This window comes from Methylobacterium sp. 391_Methyba4, assembly GCF_029691625.1.
GTDB lineage: Bacteria > Pseudomonadota > Alphaproteobacteria > Rhizobiales > Beijerinckiaceae > Methylobacterium > Methylobacterium fujisawaense.
In genome coordinates this window covers 2,202,559-2,225,727 of record NZ_CP121475.1, presented here as the reverse complement: position 1 = coordinate 2,225,727, position 23,169 = coordinate 2,202,559, and the positions used below count along the sequence as shown (strand labels likewise).

Annotated in this window: 19 protein-coding genes and 3 pseudogenes; 14 read left to right on the top strand and 8 right to left on the bottom strand. The window is 66.9% G+C overall.

Annotation, left to right across the window (positions count from 1 at the left end; all coding sequences use genetic code 11):
* Nucleotide 1 precedes the first annotated feature (1 nt).
* From P9K36_RS10320 to P9K36_RS10295, 6 genes are all read left to right on the top strand, one after another.
* Entirely contained in the window at nucleotides 2-697 is a 696-nt protein-coding gene (locus P9K36_RS10320; RefSeq protein ID WP_278307015.1) for a glycosyltransferase family 2 protein, read from the top strand.
* An 8-nt stretch (nucleotides 698-705) separates the two neighbouring features.
* On the top strand, nucleotides 706-1,932 hold the full coding sequence (locus P9K36_RS10315) for a pyridoxal phosphate-dependent aminotransferase (RefSeq protein ID WP_278307014.1): 1,227 nt from the start codon (nucleotides 706-708) through the stop codon (nucleotides 1,930-1,932).
* Entirely contained in the window at nucleotides 1,929-3,830 is a 1,902-nt protein-coding gene (locus P9K36_RS10310; protein ID WP_278307013.1) for a patatin-like phospholipase family protein, read from the top strand. The genes P9K36_RS10315 and P9K36_RS10310 overlap by 4 nt, the downstream gene beginning before the upstream one ends.
* 71 nt (nucleotides 3,831-3,901) lie before the next feature.
* On the top strand, nucleotides 3,902-4,117 hold the full coding sequence (locus P9K36_RS10305; protein WP_278307012.1) for a ferredoxin: 216 nt from the start codon (nucleotides 3,902-3,904) through the stop codon (nucleotides 4,115-4,117).
* 416 nt (nucleotides 4,118-4,533) lie between these two features.
* Nucleotides 4,534-6,471, top strand: a complete 1,938-nt coding sequence (locus P9K36_RS10300; RefSeq protein WP_278307011.1) for an amylo-alpha-1,6-glucosidase — start codon at nucleotides 4,534-4,536, stop codon at nucleotides 6,469-6,471.
* Nucleotides 6,472-6,482: 11 nt separating this feature from the next.
* A complete protein-coding gene (locus tag P9K36_RS10295) occupies nucleotides 6,483-9,194 on the top strand; it encodes a glucosidase (protein ID WP_278307010.1) in 2,712 nt (903 codons plus the stop codon).
* A 77-nt stretch (nucleotides 9,195-9,271) separates the two neighbouring features.
* Here P9K36_RS10295 and P9K36_RS10290 read toward each other — a convergent pair whose 3' ends face one another.
* A complete protein-coding gene (locus tag P9K36_RS10290; protein WP_278307009.1) occupies nucleotides 9,272-9,817 on the bottom strand; it encodes a MucR family transcriptional regulator in 546 nt (181 codons plus the stop codon).
* A gap of 284 nt (nucleotides 9,818-10,101) precedes the next feature.
* Between P9K36_RS10290 and P9K36_RS10285 the strand changes: the two genes are divergently transcribed.
* On the top strand, nucleotides 10,102-10,287 hold the full coding sequence (locus P9K36_RS10285; RefSeq protein ID WP_278307008.1) for an LPXTG cell wall anchor domain-containing protein: 186 nt from the start codon (nucleotides 10,102-10,104) through the stop codon (nucleotides 10,285-10,287).
* A gap of 18 nt (nucleotides 10,288-10,305) precedes the next feature.
* Nucleotides 10,306-10,982, top strand: a pseudogene (locus P9K36_RS10280) (Fe2+-dependent dioxygenase).
* A gap of 401 nt (nucleotides 10,983-11,383) precedes the next feature.
* Here the strand turns inward: P9K36_RS10280 and yghU are convergent.
* Nucleotides 11,384-12,256 (bottom strand): glutathione-dependent disulfide-bond oxidoreductase, encoded by an 873-nt coding sequence (gene yghU / locus P9K36_RS10275; RefSeq protein ID WP_278307006.1) that lies wholly within the window; start codon nucleotides 12,254-12,256, stop codon nucleotides 11,384-11,386.
* A 22-nt stretch (nucleotides 12,257-12,278) separates the two neighbouring features.
* Nucleotides 12,279-12,983 carry a glutathione S-transferase C-terminal domain-containing protein gene (locus P9K36_RS10270; RefSeq protein ID WP_278307005.1) on the bottom strand — a complete coding sequence of 235 codons (705 nt, stop codon included), beginning with the start codon at nucleotides 12,981-12,983 and terminating at the stop codon, nucleotides 12,279-12,281.
* Between the two features lie 238 nt (nucleotides 12,984-13,221).
* Here P9K36_RS10270 and P9K36_RS10265 point away from each other — a divergent pair, with 238 nt between their 5' ends.
* Complete coding sequence (locus P9K36_RS10265) at nucleotides 13,222-13,980, top strand: TetR/AcrR family transcriptional regulator (RefSeq protein WP_347568054.1); 759 nt, start codon at nucleotides 13,222-13,224, stop codon at nucleotides 13,978-13,980.
* Nucleotides 13,981-14,583: 603 nt separating this feature from the next.
* Here the strand turns inward: P9K36_RS10265 and P9K36_RS10260 are convergent.
* Complete coding sequence (locus P9K36_RS10260) at nucleotides 14,584-15,066, bottom strand: SRPBCC family protein (protein ID WP_278307004.1); 483 nt, start codon at nucleotides 15,064-15,066, stop codon at nucleotides 14,584-14,586.
* 442 nt (nucleotides 15,067-15,508) lie between these two features.
* Between P9K36_RS10260 and P9K36_RS10255 the strand changes: the two genes are divergently transcribed.
* Nucleotides 15,509-15,637: a hypothetical protein gene (locus tag P9K36_RS10255; RefSeq protein WP_278307003.1), complete on the top strand. Its 129-nt coding sequence runs from the start codon at nucleotides 15,509-15,511 to the stop codon at nucleotides 15,635-15,637.
* A gap of 785 nt (nucleotides 15,638-16,422) precedes the next feature.
* Nucleotides 16,423-16,905: a DUF2721 domain-containing protein gene (locus P9K36_RS10250; RefSeq protein WP_278307002.1), complete on the top strand. Its 483-nt coding sequence runs from the start codon at nucleotides 16,423-16,425 to the stop codon at nucleotides 16,903-16,905.
* 409 nt (nucleotides 16,906-17,314) lie between these two features.
* On the opposite strand, the pseudogene P9K36_RS10245 reads toward P9K36_RS10250, so the two are convergent.
* From P9K36_RS10245 to P9K36_RS10235, 3 genes and pseudogenes are all read right to left on the bottom strand, one after another.
* Nucleotides 17,315-17,530, bottom strand: a pseudogene (locus P9K36_RS10245) (IS3 family transposase); the annotation flags it as partial.
* Between the two features lie 16 nt (nucleotides 17,531-17,546).
* Nucleotides 17,547-18,614: an IS110 family transposase gene (locus tag P9K36_RS10240; protein ID WP_278307001.1), complete on the bottom strand. Its 1,068-nt coding sequence runs from the start codon at nucleotides 18,612-18,614 to the stop codon at nucleotides 17,547-17,549.
* 201 nt (nucleotides 18,615-18,815) lie between these two features.
* A pseudogene (locus P9K36_RS10235) lies at nucleotides 18,816-19,337 on the bottom strand (IS3 family transposase); the annotation flags it as partial.
* A 132-nt stretch (nucleotides 19,338-19,469) separates the two neighbouring features.
* On the opposite strand from P9K36_RS10235, the gene P9K36_RS10230 reads away from it, so the two are divergent.
* The 3 genes from P9K36_RS10230 (at nucleotide 19,470) to P9K36_RS10220 (ending at nucleotide 22,157) form a co-directional block, all read left to right on the top strand.
* Entirely contained in the window at nucleotides 19,470-19,859 is a 390-nt protein-coding gene (locus tag P9K36_RS10230; protein ID WP_278307000.1) for a hypothetical protein, read from the top strand.
* Nucleotides 19,860-20,117 (top strand): helix-turn-helix domain-containing protein, encoded by a 258-nt coding sequence (locus P9K36_RS10225; protein WP_278306999.1) that lies wholly within the window; start codon nucleotides 19,860-19,862, stop codon nucleotides 20,115-20,117.
* Nucleotides 20,118-20,384: 267 nt separating this feature from the next.
* On the top strand, nucleotides 20,385-22,157 hold the full coding sequence (locus P9K36_RS10220; protein WP_278306998.1) for a caspase family protein: 1,773 nt from the start codon (nucleotides 20,385-20,387) through the stop codon (nucleotides 22,155-22,157).
* An 84-nt stretch (nucleotides 22,158-22,241) separates the two neighbouring features.
* Here the strand turns inward: P9K36_RS10220 and P9K36_RS10215 are convergent, their stop codons facing one another.
* Entirely contained in the window at nucleotides 22,242-23,156 is a 915-nt protein-coding gene (locus P9K36_RS10215; protein WP_278306997.1) for a hypothetical protein, read from the bottom strand.
* Nucleotides 23,157-23,169 lie beyond the last annotated feature (13 nt).

Below are 23,169 nucleotides of genomic sequence, written 5' to 3'. Positions count from 1 at the left end.
GATGCATCCGGTCAGCATCGTCATCCCGACCCTGAACGAGGCCGAGGCGATCGGCGCGGCGATCCGCGAGATCCCGCCGGCCTACGCGGGGGACATCGTCGTCGCCGACGGCGGCTCGACCGACGGGACGCGGGACATCGCCCGGGCCGCGGGCGCCCGGGTGATTGAGGCCGGGCGCGGCTACGGCCGGGCCTGCGCGCTCGGTGCGGCCGCGGCCGATCCGGCCTCGCGCGTGATCGTCTACCTCGACGGGGACGGCGCGGATCGCGGCGACCTGATCGACCGGATCGCCCGGCCGGTGCTCGCCGGACACCACGACCTCGTCCTCGCCTCGCGCACCCTGGGCAGCCGCGAGCCCGGCGCGATGCTCTGGCATCAGGTGCTCGCCGGCCGCCTCGCCGGGCTCGGCATCGGCCTGCGCTACGGCGTCCGCTACACCGACATGTGCGCCTTCCGCGCCATCGATCGCACCGCGCTGCAGGCCCTCGACCTGCGCGAGCTGACCTACGGCTGGAACATCGAGATGCAGATGCAGGCCGCGCGTGCGGGCTTGCGCATCCGCGAGGTGCCGATGCCCTACCGGCGCCGTTTGGGCGGATCCTCGAAGGTGGCGAGTTCGCTCAGCGGGACGCTGCGGGCCGCCACGCGGATCGGCGCGACCTACCTGCGCGTCGCCGCGTCGGCACGGAGCGCGTGAGGTCGGCGATGGCGCTCAAGGATGACGCTGCACCGGGCCTGTGGGCCGGCACTCGGATGGAGGCGCCCGCTCTCGATATGCTGGAGGACCGCGGGACCGCCCCCTCGCGGTCCTTTGCGCTGGCGGTGTACCTGGAACGCTGGTCGACCTGCGCGCACCACGCCCTCGCCGCCTCGGATTCGGAGCCGGTGCCGCTCGCCGCCTTGCTACGACTTGCCGGCCCGGAGGACCGTCTGCGCTGGCGGAAGGCCGATCTCGGCTACGCCGACCCGCGCGGCGCCTCCTGGCTGCGCGCGACCGTCGCCGCCCGCTATCACCGGCTCGATGCCGACGACGTTCTCGTCAGCGCGGGGGCGCAGGAAGCGGTGGCCTGCGTGCTGAGCGCACTGCTCGGTCAGGACGATCACGCGGTTGTGGTGGTCCCGATCTACCAACCCTCGGAACTCACCGTGACGCGGCTGTGCGCGGCCGATGGCGTCGCCCTCCGCCCGGACCGGAACTGGAGCCTCGACCTCGACCGCCTCGCGGCCGCCATCCGTCCGAACACGCGGCTGGTGCTGATGAATTTCCCCAACAGCCCGACCGGTGCGACGCTGGATCGGACGACCCTGGACGGTCTGATCGGCCTCTGTCGCCGAAACGGGCTCTGGCTCGTCAACGACGAGGTCTATCGTCAGACCGACCTCGACCAAGAGCGAGCCGTCCCGCCGGTCGTCGACCTGTACGAGCGCGGGATCTCCATCAACGGGCTGTCGAAGGGGTTCGGGCTTCCGGGCCTGCGCGTCGGCTGGGCCGCCTGCCGCGACCGCGGGCTCCTCGACCGCGTCGTCGCCGCCAAGAGCCTGCTGTCGAGCTGCCTCGCCGGGCCGAGCGAGATCCTGGCGCAGGTCGCGTTGCGCGCCGAGCCGCGCCTGACCGGCCGCGCCCGCGCGATCGGGCAAAGCAACCATCACCGTCTGCGCGACCTGCTCGACCGCTATCCCGACCTGTTCGATCCGGACGAGCCGACCAACCTGGCCTTCGCCTGCCCCCGTTTCCGCGGGCGGGAGGGGGCAAGCGCCTTCGCGCGCGGCCTCGCCTCCGGGGACGGCGTCCTCGTGCTGCCCTCCGGCCTGTGGTACTCGGCGCTGGCACCGGTCCCCGCGGACCGCCTGCGCATCGGCCTAGGCCGCGTCGAGAGCGGCCCCGCGCTCGCGATCCTGGCGGATAACCTGCAGAGACGCTCCGTCCTATGAGCACCGAGCCCGGACGCGACCGAAGCATCGCGCACAGCATTGAGCACCCCGGTGTCGTTCCTCAAGGCGTGACCCGGGAGGCAGTCCCGCGCTCTGCCGGGGTCGGCGGCCTGCGGGCGACGGAGGCCGAGCGCCTCGGCGCCTGCGACGTGGCACCCGTCCCAGCCGCCCGGGACCCGGGGAGCGCGGAAATCCCGTTCCTGGCCGGCCTCGATACGGATGCCGCTGACGCGATCCGGTCGCGGATGACCTCGGTCGCGGTCGCCGGGGGACAGTCGCTGTTCGAGGAAGGGGAGGAGGCCGACGCGCTCTACACGCTCGTGAGCGGCGCGCTCGGCCTCTCGACCCGCGACCCGCGCGACGGCAGCGTGCGGCGTCTTTTCCGCCTCGGCCCTCCGGACGTCGTGGGTGAACTCAACTTGCTCACGGGAGAACCGCGCTCCATCACCGCGACGGCCTTGCGCGACACGCACCTCCTGCGGCTCTCCCGAGACGCGTTCGCCGATCTGATCACCGCCCATCCCGGGACGCTGCTCTACTTCGCCCGGATCCTGGCCGCGCGCCTGCGCACAGCCCATACGGGCTTGACCCTACGCCACGCGCCACGGAGCTTCGCCGTCCTGGCGGTGACCGAGGGCCGTACGGCGACGGCCTTCGGCAAGCGGCTGGCGCAGGCCCTCGACGCCGCGCTGCCGGGGCGGACCGGCTGCCTGTCCGAATGGCCGCCCGAGGCGGACGAGGCGTGGTTCCACCGCTACGAGCAGGCGCACGACCGTACGGTCTTCGTCGCGCACCAGATCGACTGCCCGTGGTGCCAACTCTGCCTGCGCCATGCCGACCACGTCCTGCTGCTCGCCGAGCCCGGCGCGCCGCCGCGGCCGGGCGCTGCCGCCTATCTCGCCGCGATCCGCTCCCCTTGGATCCGCATGGACCTCGCGGTGGCGCAGCCCGCCGGGGTCCGCCTGCCGCGCCCCCTGCATCCGGACGTCGCCGCGCTGCCCTTCTCCCTGCGGCTCCAGGTCCGCGAGACCCATGGCGGCGACTTCGCCCGGCTCGCCCGGATCGCGTCCGGCCATGCCCGCGCCCTCGTACTCGGCGGCGGCGGGGCCCGCGGCCTCGCACATCTCGGCGTCCTGCGGGCGCTCGCCGAGGCCGGGCTCGACATCGACCTCGTCGGCGGCACCAGCATGGGCTCGATCCTGGCCGCCAGCGTCGCCCTGGACTGGAGCCTCGACGCGATCGAGACCCACACGGTCGCGTCCTTCGGGCGCAACCCCCTCGACGACTACACCCTGCCGTTCCACGCCCTGACGCGTGGGGCCAAGGTCGATGCGGGGCTGGCCGAGCGGTTCGGGGATGCCCGCGTGGAGGATCTCTGGCGCCCGTTCTTCTGCGTATCCTCGAACCTTACGACCGGAACCGCCATGGTCCACTGGGCCGGCCCCCTCGACCGGGCGATCCGCGCCAGCATCGCCATCCCCGGCCTGCTGCCCCCGGTGGCGAGTGCCGACGGCATCCTCGTGGATGGCGGCATGATGAACAACTTGCCCGCCGACGTGATGGCCGACCTCGATCGCGGGCCGGTGCTCGCCGTGGATGTCGGCAGCGATGCCGCCTTCCAGGTCATGCCGCGACAGGGCCGGGGCGCGCAGGCGTTCCGGCGCTTCCTGGGCATCTCGGATCAACTCCCGGATATCGCCCACCTGCTGCTGCGCTCCGCGATGGTGTCGAGCGACGCCCAGACCACGGCGGCAGTCACTCGGGCCGCCGTGCTGCTCAAGCCCGCCCTGGCCGGGGTCGACCTGCGGGCGTGGTCGAGCTTCGCGACGACGGCCGAACTCGGCTACCGTTGCACCCGGGAGGCGCTGGACTCGGGCCGCCTGGGAGCCTGGACATGAGCCGCTTCGGCGTTCGAACCGGCGGGGCTTCCGACCGGGCGTTCGTCCGCATATCCTTCCGGAGTCCGTCAATGCGCGTCGTCGTCGATCTCAACCGCTGCCAGGGTTATGCCCAGTGCTGCTACGCCGCCCCGGTCCATTTCGAGGTCCGCGGTCACGAGATCCTGTTCTACGACCCCGCGCCGCTGGAGACGAAGCGGTTGCCGATCGAGCGGGCGCAACACGCCTGCCCCGTCCGGGCCATCGCGGTCGAGCCGGCCGGCCTCGCCGAGGGTGACGCACCATGACGGGCGCGCAGCGACCGGGCCTCGTCGTGGTGGGCGCCGCCCTGGCCGAGCTGCGGGGCGCGGAGGCGCTTCGGGACGGCGGCTATGACGGACCCCTGACCCTGGTTGGGGACGAGCCGCACCGGCCGCCGGCAAATGGTCGACCGGCGCGGCGCAGACCGGAAGGGCGGCGACGGCAATGAGCGCGATGGCGGCGAAAGCGGATGGGGTCATGGTTTTGGTCCCGGCGAGCTTCGGAGCACGAAGAGTTCGGGCGAAGGCGACAATCGTCAGGATGAGGAAGGGCGCTGGCTGGAGCGAACCTCGGGGTTCTCCTCGGCGCGACGATCGCGCCGTGATCTTGAGTGCCGGCAGCGCGCCGGATCTGGGTGTGGCGGCGCACGCCGGATGGCGCGCGGACGGAGCGTAACTCTGGGATGGCTGACGCGATGACCCTGCCGGGCGAGGACTCCGAGTGGCTGGAGGCCGACGGGCTCGGCGGTTTCGTCTCGGGCACCGTCTCGGGCGTCCGGACGCGCCGATACCACGCGCTCCTGCTCACGGCGGCGCACCCGCCGACCGGACGGACGGTCCTCGTCAACGGCATCGAGGCGTGGGTGGAGACCGCGGCCGGACACACCGATCTCAGCACCCAGCGCTACCATCCGGACGTGATCCATCCGCGCGGCTTCGAGCGGGTGGCGGCCTTCACCCACGAGCCCTGGCCATCCTGGACGTTCCGGCTCGCGGATGGCACCGAGATCACCCAGGAGCTGTTGGTCGACCCTGATTCCTGCGACACGCTGCTGCGCTGGCGGCGGATCTCGGGCGCCGGTCCCTGCGCGCTCGTCGTCGTCCCGCTGCTCTCGGGACGGGACTATCACGGCCTGCAATCCGCCAATCTGGCCTTCGACTTCACGCCGCAAGTCGGCGGCGCGGAGGTCGGATCCTGCGTCACGTGGCGCCCCTATCCGGATCGGCCCGCGATCTCCGCCCTGACCACCGGCACCTATCGGCATGCGCCGGACTGGTACCACCAGTTCCTCTACGCCGCTGAGCAGGAGCGCGGGCTCGATTGCGTCGAGGATCTCGCCGCGCCGGGCAGCTTCCGCTTCGATCTCACGGGGCCCGAGACCGCTCTCATGCTGCTGCGCGCGGGTGAGAGCGCGCCGGTCCGCGTCAGGGCCCTGGCCGACCGGATGGTCGCCGCGGCGCGAGCCGCGCGGCTCGGCCCGGACCTCCGGCGGAGCGCCGGGAGCTACCGGGTCGACCGGGGCCGGGGCAGTACCCTGGTGGCGGGTTTCCCCTGGTTCACGGATTGGGGCCGCGACACCTTCATCGCCCTGCGCGGCCTGCTGCTGGCGACCGGTGAACTCGAGACCGCGGAGGCCATCCTGACGGCCTGGGCCGGCGCGGTGAGCGCGGGCATGATGCCCAACCGCTTCCCCGATGCCGGCGAGCAGCCGGAATACAATTCCGTCGACGCCTCTCTCTGGTACGTGGTCGCCGTGCACGACTTCCTGACCGCCTCGGGAGCGGCCGGGCGTCCTGTTCGATCGGAGCCGGCGCTGCGGGCGGCCTGCCTGGCGATCCTCGACGGCTACGCGGCCGGCACCCGCTTCGGCATCCGGGCCGATGCGGACGGCCTGATCGCGGCTGGCCAGCCCGGGACGCAGCTCACGTGGATGGACGCCAAGGTCGACGATTGGGTGGTCACGCCGCGCATCGGCAAGCCGGTCGAAGTCCAGGCGCTGTGGATCAACGCCCTCCACATCGCGGCCACGCGCTGGGAACCGCACTTTGCCACGATCGCAACGACGGCGCGGGCGAGCTTCGCGCGGCGGTTCCCCAATCCGGACGGCGGCCTGTTCGACGTGGTCGACGTCGACCACGTTCCCGGCACGCACGATGCGACCCTGCGCCCGAACCAGATCTTCGCCGTCGGCGGCCTCCCGTTTCCGCTGCTGACCGGGGACGACGCGAGGTCCGTCGTCGATGCGGTCGAGGCCAGGCTCCTGACCCCGCTGGGCCTGCGCAGCCTGTCGCCGGATGATCCCGCCTATTCCGGCCGCTACGGGGGCGACGCGCGGACGCGGGACGGGGCCTACCACCAGGGCACGGTCTGGCCCTGGCTGCTCGGCCCCTTCGTCGACGCGTGGCTCGCGGTCCGCGACCGCAGCGAAGCGGTCCTGATGGAGGGGCGGGCCCGCTTCTTGCCACCGCTGGAGCGCCATCTCGGCGAGGCCGGCCTGGGCCATGTCAGCGAAGTCGCCGACGGCGATGCGCCCCATCAGCCCGGCGGCTGCCCCTTCCAGGCCTGGTCGCTCGGCGAGTACATCCGGATCCGCCGGATGCTCTGCCTCGACGCGTACTGAGGGAGACGGCGATGCCTGAGGACCGGACCCCATCCCCCCTGTTCGAGACCGAGGAGGGGCGCCGCCTGCGGGCCTGCGCCGCGGAGGGCTGGCACCGCTGGGGACCATATCTCGCCGAGCGGCAATGGGGCACGGTCCGCGAGGATTACAGCCGGGACGGCACCGCCTGGGATTACCTGCCCCACGACCACGCCCGCTCGCGGGCTTACCGCTGGGGCGAGGATGGCATCGCCGGGTTCAGCGACGACAAGCAGCTCTGGTGCCTCGCGCTGGCCCTCTGGAACGGGCGTGATCCCATCCTCAAGGAGCGCATGTTCGGTTTGACCAACGCGGAGGGCAACCACGGCGAGGACGTAAAGGAACTCTACTGGTTCCTCGACGGCACTCCGACGCACGCGTACATGCGGATGCTCTACCGGTACCCGCATGCGGCGTTCCCCTACGCCGACCTCGTCGCCGAGAACGGGCGGCGCAAGGGCCGCGACATGCCCGAGTACGAACTGGCCGACACCGGCGTGATGGCGGAGAACCGGTGCTTCGACGTCACGGTCGAGTACGCCAAGGCCTCGCCCGAGGACGTGCTGATGCGGGTCTCGGTCGTCAATCGCGGGCCGGAGGCGGCCGAGATCCACGTCCTGCCCCACCTGTGGTCGCGCAACACGTGGTCGTGGCGGACGGATCCCAAGCGGCCGCTCCTCCGACTCGTCGAGGGTTCATGCGTGGAGGCGACCCGGGCGGCGGGACCCCGGCGGTTGTTCACGGCCCTGCAGCCGGCCGAGTTCCTGTTCTGCGAGAACGAGACCAATGCCGCGCGCCTCTTCGGCGCGGGCGGATCGTACCACCCGAAGGACGCGATCAACGACGACGTGGTGGCGGAGACCCGGCGCCACGTGAACCCGCTGCACGAGGGCACGAAATGCGCGGTGCTGAGCCGGCACAGGCTCGCGCCCGGCGAGACGATCGAGCTGCGCTACCGGTTCAGCCTGGCGGACGCACCGAGCCTCGACCCGGTGGGGTTCGAGGCGGTGTTCGCGCAACGGATCGCCGAGGCCGACGCCTTCTACGCCGTCCTCCAGACGGGCATGGCCGACCCCGACGCCCGCCTCGTCCAGCGCCAGGCGCTCGCCGGAATGCTCTGGTCGAAGCAGTTCTATCACTTCGACGTGCGCCGGTGGCTGATGGGCGACCCGACCCAGCCGGAGCCCCCGCCGGAGCGGCGGCGCGGACGCGACAGCGATTGGGCGCACCTCAACAATGCCGACATCGTCTCGATGCCCGACACCTGGGAATATCCCTGGTACGCGGCCTGGGACCTCGCCTTCCACTGCGTGACCTTCGCGCTGATCGACCCCGAATTCGCCAAGGGTCAGCTCGTGCTGCTGACACGCGAGTGGTACATGCACCCCAACGGCCAGTTGCCGGCCTACGAGTGGGCCTTCGGCGACGTCAACCCGCCGGTGCACGCGTGGGCGGCCCTGCGTGTCTACCAGATGGACGCCGCCCTCACCGGGCGGCCCGACCGGACCTTCCTGGAGCGGGTGTTCCATAAGCTGATGCTGAACTTTACCTGGTGGGTGAACCGGAAGGATGCGGACGGCCGCAACGTCTTCCAGGGCGGCTTCCTCGGCCTCGACAACATCGGCATCTTCGACCGCTCGGCGGCGCTACCGACCGGCGGCACCATCGATCAGGCGGACGGCACCGCCTGGATGGCGATGTACACTTTGAACTTGATGCGGATCGCCCTCGAGCTGGCCGCGGAGGATCCGGTCTACGAGGACATCGCGACCAAGTTCTTCGAGCACTTCCTCTACATCGCCGAGGCGATGACCGACATCGGCGGCAGCGGGGTCGGGCTCTGGGACGAGGCGGACGAGTACTTCTACGACGTCCTGAACCTGCCCGACGGCCGGATGCTTCCTTTGCGGGTACGCTCGCTCGTGGGGCTGATCCCGCTCTGCGCCGTCGAGGTGCTGGACGTCGCGTTGCGCGACCGCTTCCCGGGTTTCGCCCGCCGGGCCGAGTGGATGCTGCGCAACCGCCCCGACCTCGCCGCACTGGTCTCGCACTGGAGCCAGGGCGAAGGCGAGGGACCGGCGCCCGGACCGGACGGCGACCACATGCTGCTGTCGCTGCTGCGCCGGCACCGCATGAAGGCGCTGCTGGCGCGCATGCTCGACGAGTCCGAGCTCCTGTCCGACCACGGCGTCCGCTCGCTGTCGAAGGCGCATGCCGCGCATCCCTTCGTTCTCGCTTGGGGCAGCGCGCGCTACGGCGTGGACTACGAGCCGGCCGAGTCGACGACCGACACGTTCGGGGGCAACTCGAACTGGCGCGGGCCGGTCTGGATGCCGATCAACTTCCTCCTGATCGAGGCCCTCGACCGGTTCGGGACGTTCTACGGCGACGACAACCGCTTCGAGTGCCCGGTCGGGTCCGGGCGATACCTCAGCCTGCCGGAGGTCGCCGACGAGCTGAGCCGCCGGCTCTGCCGGCTGTTCCTGCGCGGCCCGGACGGCCGCCGGCCGGTGCTCGCGTCCTACGGCGCGCTCGCCGACGATCCGCACCTGCGCGACTGCATCCCATTCCACGAGTACTTCGACGGCGATACGGGCGCGGGGCTCGGAGCGATGCATCAGACCGGGTGGACGGGCTTGGTGGCGCTGCTTCTCAGGCCCGGGCGCCTCGCCACCCTGCCGACGACCCACACGATCCCGTCTTGATGGCTGGACCCGTGGCTCCGGCGTCGTGTCCCGCGGGTGAGTACCTGCGTCGGTGATGTCGTCCATCACCGGCTGGTTCAGCGCGCGTAGCGAAGGCCTTGAGGCGTAACGCAATTTGACGAGACGTCGCTGGAGTGTCGTCTCGCTTGAGACGCCAACAGCGAACGATCCACCTTTGCCGGGCCACACGGACGCTCGACGCGTCCGAGGCCGATCGATTTTGCGATCTGCGAACGCTGCTCGGCGTAGTTATGGGCGACCATCGGGTAGTCCGCAGGCAGGCCGTAGCGTTCGCGGTAGCTTTGCGGGTGCAGCCCATGAGCCGTGAGGTGGCGCTTGAGCGTCTTGTAGGTCTTGCCGTCGACGAAGCTGACGAGCCCGTCCGGCCGCACGGACCGGCGGATCCGCGCTGCGCCTGGCTTCTCGGACGTCGCGCCCGGATATCGCGAGTGTGCCGCCGGTCTCCAAGCCAGAGCGTCTAAACCAGAAAGAGATGCGTAAGTGCTTCGGATCAGAGGCGGAAGGTCGCCGACCGGTACGGCGTTCTTGGAAAGGTAGGCCGATACGATCCTGGCAGCCAGCTCCATCATATCAGCATCTACTTTGTGAGCGTTTTCAATCATGTTCGTCTATCTGCCGCCATTGCGCCGATCTTCGCGGCGGCGATTATCGCTGGGATCTCGGGAATGCAATCGAGTAGGGCTCGGAAAGATACAATTGGCGACAAATTTAGGACGCGCGGCATACCTGCTCTGGATTGCGGCTTCACGAGCCAATCTGGGCAATTCACGATGTCAACTGGCGCAGTCAGCCCGAATTAAGTTACCGGGCATGGCGCAAGTTTCGATCGTCGAGCTCCGGATCGTTCGGAATTTGGCCGCGCTCCAAACGACCTTCTCGGCCGCTGATGTACCAGGGCCGCTCACACGGCCCGAACTGGGCGGCGCTTGCCGGTCTCTGCGGGGCGCTGGCCACGCTGCTGGCGATCACCGGCGTGCTGATGTGGCTGCGCAAGCGGCGCAACACGGCGGCAGTGCGGCGCGACGCGACCGCGTTTCCCGACCGGCGCCTGATCTCAGCTGAAAACGCTTAGGCGAAGGGAGCCCCTCCGATGCTCGTCCACAACCCGCAGGTCCTGAGCGCGGATCAGGTTGCCCGGTGCCGGACCATCATGGATCAGGCAGCCTGGACCAATGGGTGGGCGCCCGCCGGGTTCCAATCGACGCAGGTCAAGAAGAACCTGCAATTGCCGGAGGACGCGCCCGAGGCCTAGGAACTCGGCGGCATGGTCATGCTCGCGCTCAAGCGTAGCCCGCTGTTTCTCTGGCCGCGCTGCCGCACACCATGTGCCCGCCGCTGTTCAACCGGTACGACGCCGGCATGACCTTCGGCGCACTCATCGACAGCGCCATCTGGCAGTCGCTGGACGGCCAACGTATTCGCACGGACATTTCGGCGACGCCGTTTCTCAGCGGACCGGACGAATACGACGGCGGCGAGCTTACGGTCTACGACACCTACGGCAGCCACGCCGTCAATCTCCCGGATGGCGACCTGTTGATCTATCCCGCCGACAGCCTGCACAACGTCACGCCGATCACGCGCGGCTCGCGGGTGGTGTCGTTCTTATGGATCCAGAGCCTGATCCGCGACCGGACGCGCCGGGCTCTGCTGTTCGACCTCGACACGTCGATCAGGCACCTGACCCGCGACTTCCCGGGGCACGAAGCGCTCGTCTCACTGACGGGCACTTACCACAATCTGCTTCGGCAGTGGGCCGAGACATGATGCGCGGTCGAGACAAGCTGCCTTTCGCCGTCCACGAACCGTCATCAGTGAGTCCGTGCTCCCGGCCGCGTGCGGATAGTACGGTGAGCCGGGATCAGGTGGCGGCGGACGCGTAGAGCGATCTTCGCGGCGGACCGTCCTGCGTCCACGGAGCGCGCGGCGAATTGCGGACGTCGGTCGTGCCCCGGCTATCGAGCCAAGTGGCCAGATCGCTGCGACGTCGCTCGATCCGTCCTCGGTCGGCAGCCGCAGAGGAACGCGACTTCGGCCGCCACGACCGGGTCGGAACGGCGGCCTGAGACGAGAACCCCTGCGCCTGCACCGAGCAGGGATCGCGCGACCGCGAGGTCGACGTCGCTCGACCCGCCGGCGAGCGGAAGCTCCTGGCGGGTCGTCCATGTCTACGCTCCGGCAAGCTTGTCCTGCGTCCCCATGTCGAAATCGCTGGCGTCATGGCGCTCGTGGAGTTGGTCCGCAGGCTCGCCGGTGATCCGGTTGACCTTGCGACCCCGCCGCACTGCCGGTCGCGCGAAAACCTGCTCGGCCCAACGGAGAACGTTCTTGAAGTCCTGGATGGCCAAAAAATCGGCTGCGTCGTACAGCCACCCCTTCACCAAGCCACCGTACCAAGGCCAGATCGCCATGTCGGCGATGGTGTACTCCGCGCCGGCGACGAATTCGTGTTCCGCCAGCCTTCGATCGAGCACGTCGAGTTGCCGCTTCACTTCCATGGCGTAGCGATTGATAGGGTATTCGAGCTTCGTCGGCGCGTAGGCGTAGAAGTGCCCAAAACCGCCGCCGAGGAAGGGGGCGGAACCCATCTGCCAGAACAACCAAGAGAGCGTCTCGGCGCGCGCCGGCTGCTCCGAAGGCAGGAAGGCGTCGAACTTTTCCGCCAAGTACGTCAGGATGGCCCCGGATTCGAAGACGCGGATCGGCTTAGCGGCGCTGCGATCCACCAGCGCCGGGATCTTCGAGTTCGGATTGGCTTCGACGAAGCCGGAGCCGAACTGGTCGCCGTCGCCGATCCTGACGAGCCAGGCGTCGTACTCGGCACCCGCGTGGCCGATCGCTAGCAACTCCTCCAGCATGATGGTGACCTTCTGCCCGTTCGGCGTGCCGAGCGAGTAGAGCTGTAGGGGATGCTGGCCGACGGGCAGCTCCTTGTCGTGCGTCGCTCCTGCGACTGGCCGGTTGATGTTAGCGAAGCGGCCGCCGTTGGCCCTGTCCCAGGTCCAGACCTTGGGTGGGACGTATTCGGCTGGATCGGTCATGACACGTCTCCTGTGGCCCGGCTCAGGCTGCGGGCGGGAAGTTCGAGGGGAACAGCGCGCGCTTGGTCTCCTCGTCGTTGACCGTCTTGAACGTGTAGTCCTTGCCGACGGCGCGCGCCCGCGCTGCAGCGGGACGCCCGTCGACCATCGCAAATAGCCGCTTGAGGTTCGGGTAGGCCGCGAGCGGATCGGGCTCACCTTTCAGCACGCGCTGGGCGCGGTCGAGCCAGCCCCAGGCCGAGATGTCGGCGATCGTGTAGCTGTCACCGACGATCCAGTCGCGCCCGGCCATGTGGTCGTCGAGCACGCGATAATGCCGCTCGGCCTCCCGCCGGTAACGGTTGCGTGCGTAGTCCAGACCCTCGGGCGCAGCGAACTGGAAATGGACGGCTTGGCCCGAGAAGGGACCGAGGCCGGACGCTACGAACAGGAGCCACGAGAGCAGCTCCGGGCGGTCGTCCGGCGCGCCGAGGAGCTTGCCGGTCTTCTCTGCGAGGTAGAGCAGGATCGCGGTCGAGTCGAAGACGCGGGCCTCCCGGCCGCCGGGCCCGTCCGTGTCCACGATCGCCGGCACTTTGCCGTTCGGATTGACGGCGCGGAAGGTGGGAGCGTGCTGCTCGCCCCGGCTCGTGTCGATCGGGATCGTCTGGTAGGGCAGGGCGAGCTCTTCGAGGAGCAGCGCGACCTTCGCCGGATTGGGCGTCGGATGGTAGTAGAAGCGGATCATCTGCGTTCTCGAGTGCTGCGGATGGATATGAGGTCGAGCCTCTCCGCGTTCGATGACGCGGCGAGGAGGCCGCCTACGACGACGACCAGAAGTGCCGTCCTCTCGAGCGGCGTGGGGATCTCACCCTGGAAGGGGACTGCGAGGATCCTCGATCGCGACCTCGTGCGACGTGCGCAATCCCGTACTTCCCGGACGGGCGGATCGGCAGCGGAAGTCCGCAGGTTCTTCCCATCGCCCCATGGCGATCCTCCCAAATCGACGCGGCGATCTTCCACTACCGAAGATCGGCACGCCGGATTTGCGCGAAGAGTTCCCGAGTTTTAATATGTCCGTTCTAGAATGCGCAAGGGCCGCGTTCGTGACAGAAGCGGCGGATTGCGGGCACGAGAGACGAGCGATGGCGAGGCCGAGGCAGTTCGAGGAGGGTGCGGCGCTCAATGCCGCCATGCTCTGCTTCTGGCGCCACGGGTACGACGCCACCTCGATCAAGGACCTGAGTGGGGCGACCGGACTGACCACGGCGAGCCTCTACAACGCGTTCGGCGACAAGCGTGCCTTGTATCAGAGGGCGTTCGACCACTACGTCGAGGGCACGATCGCCGAAAGGATCCGGCGGCTCGAAACACATCCCGGGCGGGACGCGATCGCCATGTTCTTCCGCGAGATCCTCGACCGCTCGTTGGGCGACCCCGAGCACAAGGGATGCCTTTTGGTCAACGCAGCACTGGAGACGGCCCAACACGAGCCGGAGTTTCGGAAGACCGTCGGTGACCTCCTGATCCGTCTCGAAGCGTTTTTCCGCAATCGCGTCGAGGCGGGGCAAGAGGACGGGACCATTACGCGGTCGCTGCCGCCCGCGACACTGGCCCAGCACCTCCTGGGCTCGCTTATGGGCTTGCGCGTGCTCGCGCGCGCTCGACCCGAGAGACCGTTGCTTGAAGGAGTCGTGTGCTCCGCGCTCGCCTTGCTCGATCGCCGCGACGGCGAGAGACCTTGAGGGTTCGCGCGAAGACTTGATCGACGAATGCGGCGCCTCGCCGGTGACAGCGGGATTTCGCGTGGAGTTCGGACGGGCGAGGCGTTGTGCGAGCTCGGAACGGAACGGCGGTCGCGCCGAGCTCGCGAATTTGCCTGCACGAGCGAGGGGTTCGACGAGTTCCGGGATGTTCATGGTCGCGCGAGCGCTTTGAGGGGAGAGCTGCCGAAACTCCCTGGCCCCCAACACGCTTTGGTGCGCCGGATGGCTCGGCGGCCCAATCGACAGGGCTGCCAGCCACACCGGGACCGTGGGACGCGATTGTGTCCGACAATTCGAAGATCTTCGCGGCCGTCGATACGGCGATATCACCCGGCTGGGCCGGGCGGCCCGTACGGCTCGCCAAACAGGTGCACGAGCCGCTTCGAGGCCACCCGGCGTACGACATTCACCCACCACGCGCGCGCGGTCGTCTCGTGCAGGATCTGCAGATCGTGCGGCCCCCGCTTGATCCAGGAACGGCGCCTCAGGATCACGATCGTGGGGAGATTCGAGGCATTTTGTCGAACCCGGGCCAGGCTGGGAACCGACGTCGTTCCTGGATAGAACGTCGGCCATCCACCGTCAGAGCCCTCGCTCGACCTTACCGGAGATACCCCTGAGACCGGCTTCGTAGATGCCGGAAATCGCCTTCCTGGTTCTGTCGTTTGGGGCGCCCTTCGACCGGAAGTTGCAGGTCCAAGTGACTTTCGAACCGTTGCCAGACTTCGCCACGTGGATCGTCGATCTATAGTCCGCGACCGGGAGTACGCCGTCGAGCATGGTATAGGTGTAACTCATCGCGCCATCGTCGCGGACTTCCTGTCGTTCGACGACGGTGCCGCCGTCCTTAAGGGTAAGCGTGCGCAGCGTGTTGCCATCCTTCTCGGACAGGGTGCACTTTTCTACCGCCGGGTGCCAATCGGCAATTCCGCAAAACTCACCAATCGCCTTCCAGACCGTCTCGGGAGCGGCGGCGATGTCGACCGACTTGGTATATTCCAACGCCGAGGCAGACGTGAATGGCGCCACCACGAGCGCCGCGGCGGCGATGACGCGCTTGAACATTCGAGTTTCCCTTAGAAGCAATCGCATTTCTGAAAACCTTGAATCGCAAGCATCGTGCGCTTGAGGCGCCGGGTGGTTTCGACGGCACGAGCTCAGGCACCCTCGACCAAACTAAACGTTAGATCACCTCCGCACCATTCGCATCGTCGCTACGGCCTCGATACGGGCTCGATACGGCATGATAGATTACGATCCTGGCGCTGGGGCTTCCGATCGACGGTTCAGCGCGACTGTCTGCTCAGCGCGAAGTTCGACGAGAGAGGCTCTCGGTTACATCCGCTCGGTCCAGGAGCCTACGATTCGGCCGGAAAGACCGTCCGCATCTATTCGTCGATCCCGCAAGAAGCTATACCGTTCGAGTTGAACTTTCCGAGAATTCTCGGGCACGCTCGTCCCATTCGATCGATAGCCTGTCCTCGCGACACGGCTACGAAATTCGCACGTGGCACCGGTCGAAAGTGATTTTCGGGAGCCGGAGACGATCGTCGTGCTGATCTCCGAAAGGCGCCTCTGGCCGTCGGCAGAAGCACACGCGCTCGCGATCGGAGTCGGCTTCGACCGCACCACATGACCGACGTGACTTCAGAGATCGGTTTGCAGACGTCACTGCTTGAGCACCCCGCTCGGTTCGAGGCCTCCCGCAGGAGCTTGCGGAGGAGATCCCGCATGCCCGCTGGGGTACTCGGCGAGAGCGAAGCGCTCGACGCTCACACGACAGTCTCCACTTGCGAGAGGTAAGCGCCGAAGCCGAGCGCTTCGATGTCCTGTTAATAAATCGAGCGAAGGCCAGACCCCCGGTGCGGCGGCACGGTCCGCTCCGAATCCGCGATCGCATCTCGACACTTTCGAAGCCGGATCGTCGCAGAACTGCAGTACCGCTGGAAATTTACCACGGGAATGAAGTCGATAACACTTAGCTATCCCGAAGCGTAGATGGCAGAGTCGACGCGACCGTCGCAGTCGAGTAACTCAACTAACTCACGTCCTAGGGCGAGCGACAGAGTCGACACTTCCGCAGGAGGGTGTCGACGAATCCGGGCCCGCAAACTCTCTGCGATGCGGTCCGAAGCGCATGTGGCCGGCGCAATATCGAAATCATCACGAGCGGGTCTGAAGGACTGGTCAGGGCTATGCTGAACGCTTTCCAAGATCCGACCAGCGGAGCGCTACACGCCACCGACCACCACAACCAGGATCACGAGCGGTTGGAGCGAATGGGCCTTAGAACTAGATAGCTCGCGATGATCGACCGCTAGGTACCAAGCCCGAGCGTTTGTGCACCGCACGACTGAAGTAGCGACGAAGGCGAAGCGGGTTCGATGCCCCCACAAGTTCGTCGCGGCGATCGATAGGACCATGTTCGGATTTTCTCCCAACCCGACCGCGCCCGATAGCATCGCGCACATCATTCAGGTGGCGCTCGCACCCGCCTTCCTGCTCTCGGCGCTGGCAACGTTGCTGAACGTGTTCTCGACTCGCCTCGGTCGGATCTCCGACAAGGTCAACGCCATCTCCGCGGAAATCGAGAGGGCTACCGCGGCAGAAGCGACGCGCCTCATGCGGAGGTCCGCTTATCTGCGACGGCGCTCCCTGTTGCTCGACGTAGCCGTAGTGCTCGCCTCGCTGGGCGGTTGCTTGATCGGGATCGCAGTATTGACGTTGTTCGTCGGAGCGCTCCGCGATGTGGCGACCGCCTCGATTCTGTTCGCGTGTTTTGGAGTTGCTCTGATCTGCACCGTCGCCGCGATCGGCGCGTTCATGGCCGAGATCCTCATGGCGGGCCGCGGTTTGCGCGACGAGGTCGACCGCCAGCAGGATAAAGCCATCGCACCTCGGTAACACGATCTGCTTCTCGGCAAGGAAGCCCCGCAAGCGAAGGGTCCGGGGTCACCAGCGACGTCGTGCACGTCGCCGGCGGCGTCTTGGCGGAACACTGGAACGTCTTGCAGGACAAGGCGAAATCGGAGAAATCGCGAAGCGGCCGACCTACGTTCGGGGACCACTTCCCGGTCGGTGATGCCGCTACGAGGACCCGCCGCCGCGTCGTGGCCGGGGATCGGAGCAGAAGGTCCGTCGTCCCCAGTGACCAGCGGCGGCCCGCCTATATCTTCGAGATCGCGAAAGGGTTCGAGCGGACTTGTATGTCTGCGCTGGAGGCATCCCTTGAGGTGAGCCTTGGAGGCCGTTGAAGAAGTCGGCCAGCGGCGAGTGAACCGCACCGGGTTTTCCGGAGGCCGTTTGGTTTGGGTCAGGCGGCCAAGGCTTGCACCTCGGCCTGAGTATAGTAACGCGCTTCCGCTTCGGCGGGAGGCACGTTGCCGATTGGTTCGAGCAAGCGGCGGGTGTTGAACCAATCCACCCATTCGAGCGTGGCGTACTCGACCGCCTCGAACGACCACCACGGCCCGCGTCGATGGATCACCTCCGCCTTGAACAGGCCGATGATCGTCTCGGCCAGAGCATTGATGCTCCTATAGCGGTCAAGCGGTTTTTCTGTCGGGCACTGAAGCCGACCCGATACACAGGTGCCGGTAGATTTCTCGGGCGATGTAGCGCTTCAAGCATCGGCGGATCTCGCGAGGCGACTTGCCTTCGTTAGTTCGGCGCTGGATGTATTCTCGGGTCGGCAGATGATGCCGCATCCGGACCACAGCGACGCGGTACAGGGCGGCGTTCGCCCGGCGATTACCACCGCGGTTCAGGCGATGGCGACTGGTCTTTCCGCTCGATGCCGGCACCGGGCACACGCCGCAGAGTTTCGCGAATGCGGCTTCCGACCGGATCCGCTGGGGATTGTCGCCCAGAACGACGAGCATCTCGGCGATGGTGCCGGTCGACACGCCAGGTGCATCCATCAGCGCTGGGGCCTGGGCCCGCACCAACTGTTCGAGGACGGCGTCGTGCTCCTTGATCTCGGCATCCAGCACCAGCCACCGATTGGCCAGTGCGCGAAGCGCCACCTTGGCGGACGCGGTGGTGGAGACCGGCGCTCCCGGCCGCAACGCGGCGATCGCGCGGATGAGCGTCATCTTGCCGGTGATGCCGATGAACCGCTCGCGTAGCGCCTGTGGTGCATTGACCAGCAGCGTTTTGAGCGTGACCATCGCCTGGGTTCGCGCCTTGAGCGCGGTGTCGCGAGCGATCTTGAGGTGACGGATCATCTCGACGGCCCCATCGCCGAGCTTGGGCTCGTCGGTAGCCTCGCCGGCCAAAACAGCCCGAGCAGCCGACTCTGCATCGACGGTATCGGTCTTGCCCTGGCGGCGACGGAGCTGCCGGTTGACCCGACCAACTTCGATGACGCGCAAGCCCATGGCAGTCAGGGCCCGCGTGAGGCCGGCACCGTAGGAGCCGGTTCCCTCGATGCCGAAGGCATGCACGACACCGTGCTTGGCCGCCCAGGCTGCCACCTCGCGATACCCCACGCTGGTCACCGGGAATGATGCGGTGGCAAGCCGTGCGCCCAATCCGTTGATCGCGACGGCGACGTGGACATCCTTGTGCGTGTCGACGCCGATGAAGACGGCGTCCGGTGTGATAGCGTGCATACAGGTCCTCCAGGTCGGTAGAACCCGAAGGCGATCTGCGAGCGGACAGGACTGTGACGGGACGGCACTCCCTCAAGCTCCTATCAGGTCACGTCTCGTGACGCCCCGGGTGCAGCCTGGAGGGCCGACAGATCAATGCCATGACACGCGGTCAATCGTAAGGACGGGTCAGGCCCCACAGGCTGCACGCACCTTCTCACAGTCGTAGGAATCCCCGACGCTGCCGACAGAGGGCTCGATGCCTGCCTCGGCGAGGCGCTCGGTGTAGCGAATGCTCACGTATTGAGACCCGCGGTCGGAATGGCAGACGAGACCGCTGCCAGCGAAGGGGCGGCGTTCGTGCAGGGCCTGCTCCAGAGCATCGAGCACGGAGTCTGCCCGGGCCGACCGCGACACACGCCAGCCCACAATCCGGCGGGCGAAGACGTCGATCACGAAGGCCGCATAGACGAAGCCGCTCCAGGTCGCGACGTATGTAAAATCCGCCACCCATAGCCGGTTCGGGCATTCGGCCCTGAACTGCCGATTGACCCGGTCGAGCGGGCAGGCCGCCGCCGGATCGGGAACGGTGGTGCGAACCCTCCGCCCCCGGACGACGCCAGCCAAGCCCATCGATCGCATCAGCCGGACCACCGTGCAGCGCGCCACAACAATTCCTTCGCGGGTGAGCTGCCGCCAGACTTTGCGCACGTCGTAGACCCGGAAGTTCGCCTCGTACATCCGCACCGCGCGCGCGGACCTCGGGGGAGAAGGGTCGGGTATGCTTCGTCATGGCTCCAGTCTCTCAAGAGTTATCCTCCGAAAATCCCGGGGCGGTTCAATCGCAGGTCGATCCTGCTCGCCGGAGACCTCGCCGTGCTGGATCGACGTACGGCCGTGATGGCTTCCTCGGCCGACAGCAGGACGCTTCTCGTCGAAGTGCCTCGCGCGAGCCTGGAGCAGGCGCTCGGGTCGACGCGGCGGTACACGGCCCTGACGATCGGTACCGACCAAGCCAGCACGTCGTTGGTCACCGGCTTCTTCGACGGACTGGTCCGCACCCATGAGCGCCTGCCGCCGGATACGGCGGCGCGCGCAGCGTCGATCGGCATTGACCTCCTGGTCGCCAGTATCGCGGAGCGCCTCGCGCGAGAGGCGCCCAAGTCCGTCCGAGGCACGCTCATCGTTCAGCGCGCCGCCGCCTACATCGAAGCGCAACTCGGCGATCCGACTCTCGATCCCCACACACTCGCAGCCGCAATCTAAATGTCGTTGCGCTATCTCCAGGAGCTTTTCCGCGAGCGCGACCGCAACATCGCCGGGTGGATCTGGCGGCGGCGTCTAGAGGTCGCCGCACAGAGGTTGGCGGATCCCGGCCATGCCCATATGTCCGTGAGCGCGCTCGCCTACGGCTGCGGATTCATCAACCAAGCCCATTTCAGCCGGAGCTTCAGGCACCGTTACGGACTGACGCCGACCGAGCACCGATGGCGAGCCTTGAACTCAAAGGCGGAACTGGCATGACGGCCTCCCGCCGGATCTCGCCGACGTGTCGAGTGGTTGCGGGGCCCCAGGAGGCGCCGCTCGCGTCGGCGACCCGCGGCCGACCAGGTCGCGCACCCGAACAGGTGTCTAACGAGTTCTTCGCACTCTGTGCCCACCTCTAGACAATGTCCGTCGAAATCGGTTTATTTACTTAATCCGCCGCACTCGGAAACGGCCAAGTTTGCTCCGACTTGACCTGAGAGAGCTCTCATCGAGGTTGGTAGCGTCTTTTGCGGGAGAGGGTCCATGATCCGTTTCGCATTGGCATCCGTCTTTCTTGCGGTCTCGTGCACAACCACACATCCGGCAGTCCCGAAACGGATTGGGCTTGTCGTCGGTATTGAGAACTACCGACGCTTACCCGGTCTTCCAAGTTCCGTCGACGACGCAGACGCGGTCTACAAGGCAATTAAGAAAGTCGGGTTCGACGTCGAATCGCTTGTCGACCCTTCGTGGGACAGAATGGACGCGGCAATCTATAGACTTAAAAGCAGAGTGTCGCCGGGCGACATTGTGTTTTTCTACTTCGCTGGACATGGTTTTGAGAAAGCCAATAAACGCTATCTCGTACCGGCCGACATGGCGCGGTATCACGCGAGTCAAGAGGATGCGGCGATAGCGGACTCCTTCGCCGTCGATGAGATCAGGGATGAACTGCGAAGTCGCGGGACGGCATTGGTCGTATCCGTGATCGATGCGTGCCGACGCGATCCGTTCGTCGGGGCGCCAACCCTTGTAGTGCCTCTTCAGCAACATCCACTTCGCCTGACCATCCATGATCGGGGCCGCAAAGAGGATCGCGAGTTAGCGCAACGGGGAAAATACTTTGAGTTTTATGCGACCAGCTCCGGTCGAAGCGCATTGGACAAGTTAAATCTTGAGGACCGAGATAAAAATTCGGTATTTACGCGATTGTTTATCAAATCACTAAAGACCTCGAGCATGTCGTTTCCAACGATAGCTCGAACAGTTGCCGGTCAGGTCGAGCAGCTTACCAGCAATTTCGGACCAGAAACGGCCCAGTTACCGACCGTGGAGACCAATATATCCTCCGACTTCTACTTGGCGCCGGAGCCCGCGCCAACGCTGCAGTCAGCCGCGAGTCGGGACGCCGCGGCCACACCGATGCCGGGGCCAGATGCACACGCACAATGCGATGCGTTGGCAGCTTCGCCCGACGATGAAGGACGGCCGCGCTCGGTCAGAGGTGTGCAACGGATGTTCATCGACTTCACTGCGGCGATCCCGATCTGCCAAGCCGCAGCTTCGGTTGACGACCGCGATGGGCGCATGCATTTCCAGCTCGGCAGAGCCTATCACGCAGCCGGCAACATCGACGCGGCACGCCAAGCTTACCTCGTAGCGGAACGCGTCTCTTACCCGGCAGCTCTCGTCGGTTTGGGAGAGCTGTCGTTCAAAGAACAGGAAGGTCCCTACCCAGGCGTCAAGGACGCCTACTCATACTTCGTACGCGCGGAGGCAGGCAACACCCGGGGGGAAACCTATCTTGCCCTCATGTACATCTATGATCAAGTCCGGCCGTCGATTTCCGCGTCGGCTTTGGACGCCCTTCAGGAAGGCCACCGGCTTCTACTGGATGCAGACCGACGTCGCGACCCGGAGGCCGCGTTCTGGTTAGGACGCCTTTACCATCAGCGCGATACCGGCGTGCGGCAGGATTTCGCCGTAGCTGAAGCCTACTACCACAAAGCAGAGAGAGCCGGCCATCGCCGCGCCATTTTGTATTTGGGGAACCTCGCCCGAGATAGGCCGCCCTACGTGAACCGGACCCGGGACATGCTCGATTATTGGGGTCAAGCGGCGCGCCTTGGCAGCGGCCAAGCAACGTTCAATCTCGGCCACTACTTTGAAACGTCAGTGGGCGGAATGGATGGCCGGTCGCAAGCTTGTGCCTACTATGATCAAGCGTCGCAGATGGGCCATCGCGATGGCTGGTCGGCGTACGTCAGGCTATGCGCGGCCATGGCAGACGCGCCCGACCGCCTGAACCGGCGCTAGGTCTGGCCGGCCCAACGTAGGAGTTGCGGCGGCTTGGTCGGCCAAGGCAATCGGCGTCCCGCGCACGGGCGGCACACGCATTCGTCACCATCGAATAGCACCGCGTGCGATGGCCCGGTACACGACCGCGGCGACGGGCGATGAAGTTCGGAGTTCCGCGATCGTCGAGACAGCTTCGAGGCCGCGCGCGTCACGGCCCACGCAGTTGCCGGCGAGGCTAGCGATGGCATTCGCCAATCGTGCTTCCGGTGCGCCTGTTGCGTCTTCTGCGACGAAGCGCACCGCGAGCTCCCGCAGCCGCTTTCCCGCTCGGTCTTCGAGGCCAATCGTTGCCAGGCCATTCGCATCGGTCGGCTCGAGCCGGATGTCGCCGTCCGTCCCGATGGCAGGAAGCACCCGCAAGGAACTGCCGTCCGCGCGAAGAAGAGTGATGCGGCGCACGGGCAACCGACCCCAGAGGATGGTGATATGCGTGCGCCGGCGACCGATGGCTTGAACTGCCGCCGGGCGCCGGGCCGGGCCGTCGCAAGCCGCTGCTGGCACGTCAGGACGTTCATCCTCGCCCTCGCCGCGCGCGATCGTCGGGCTGCTTTGAATGAGCGCCGTTGAGGCGAACAACCGCCGAACCCACAGGGGCGGCGCGAAGGTCTGAGCCATCGTACTTTCGCGCCTGACGCGATGCACGTTCTGCTGCGGCGATAGCACGATCCGGCTGTTGCCACGGAACGGGTCTATGACGAGGTCCGGCTGTCCGGACACAATCTCCACGATGTCGTCGTCGAAAAGGAGCATCCCGGGATAAACGGGCAATTCGCGGCCCTTCCGGCGTACGACGGCCGCGCCTCCGAGCGGTGATTTGTACACGGCAACGAACGCCTGAGCGTCGAGGACGGCTTGTTCGCTCGGAATGTCCCCTTGAGCGGCGGAGATGCCGACAGACGTGACGAGGGTCGCCGTCGCTGCAAACAACGCCGCGGCTGGAGCAAGACTTCGTTGCATTGCCGATCTTCCT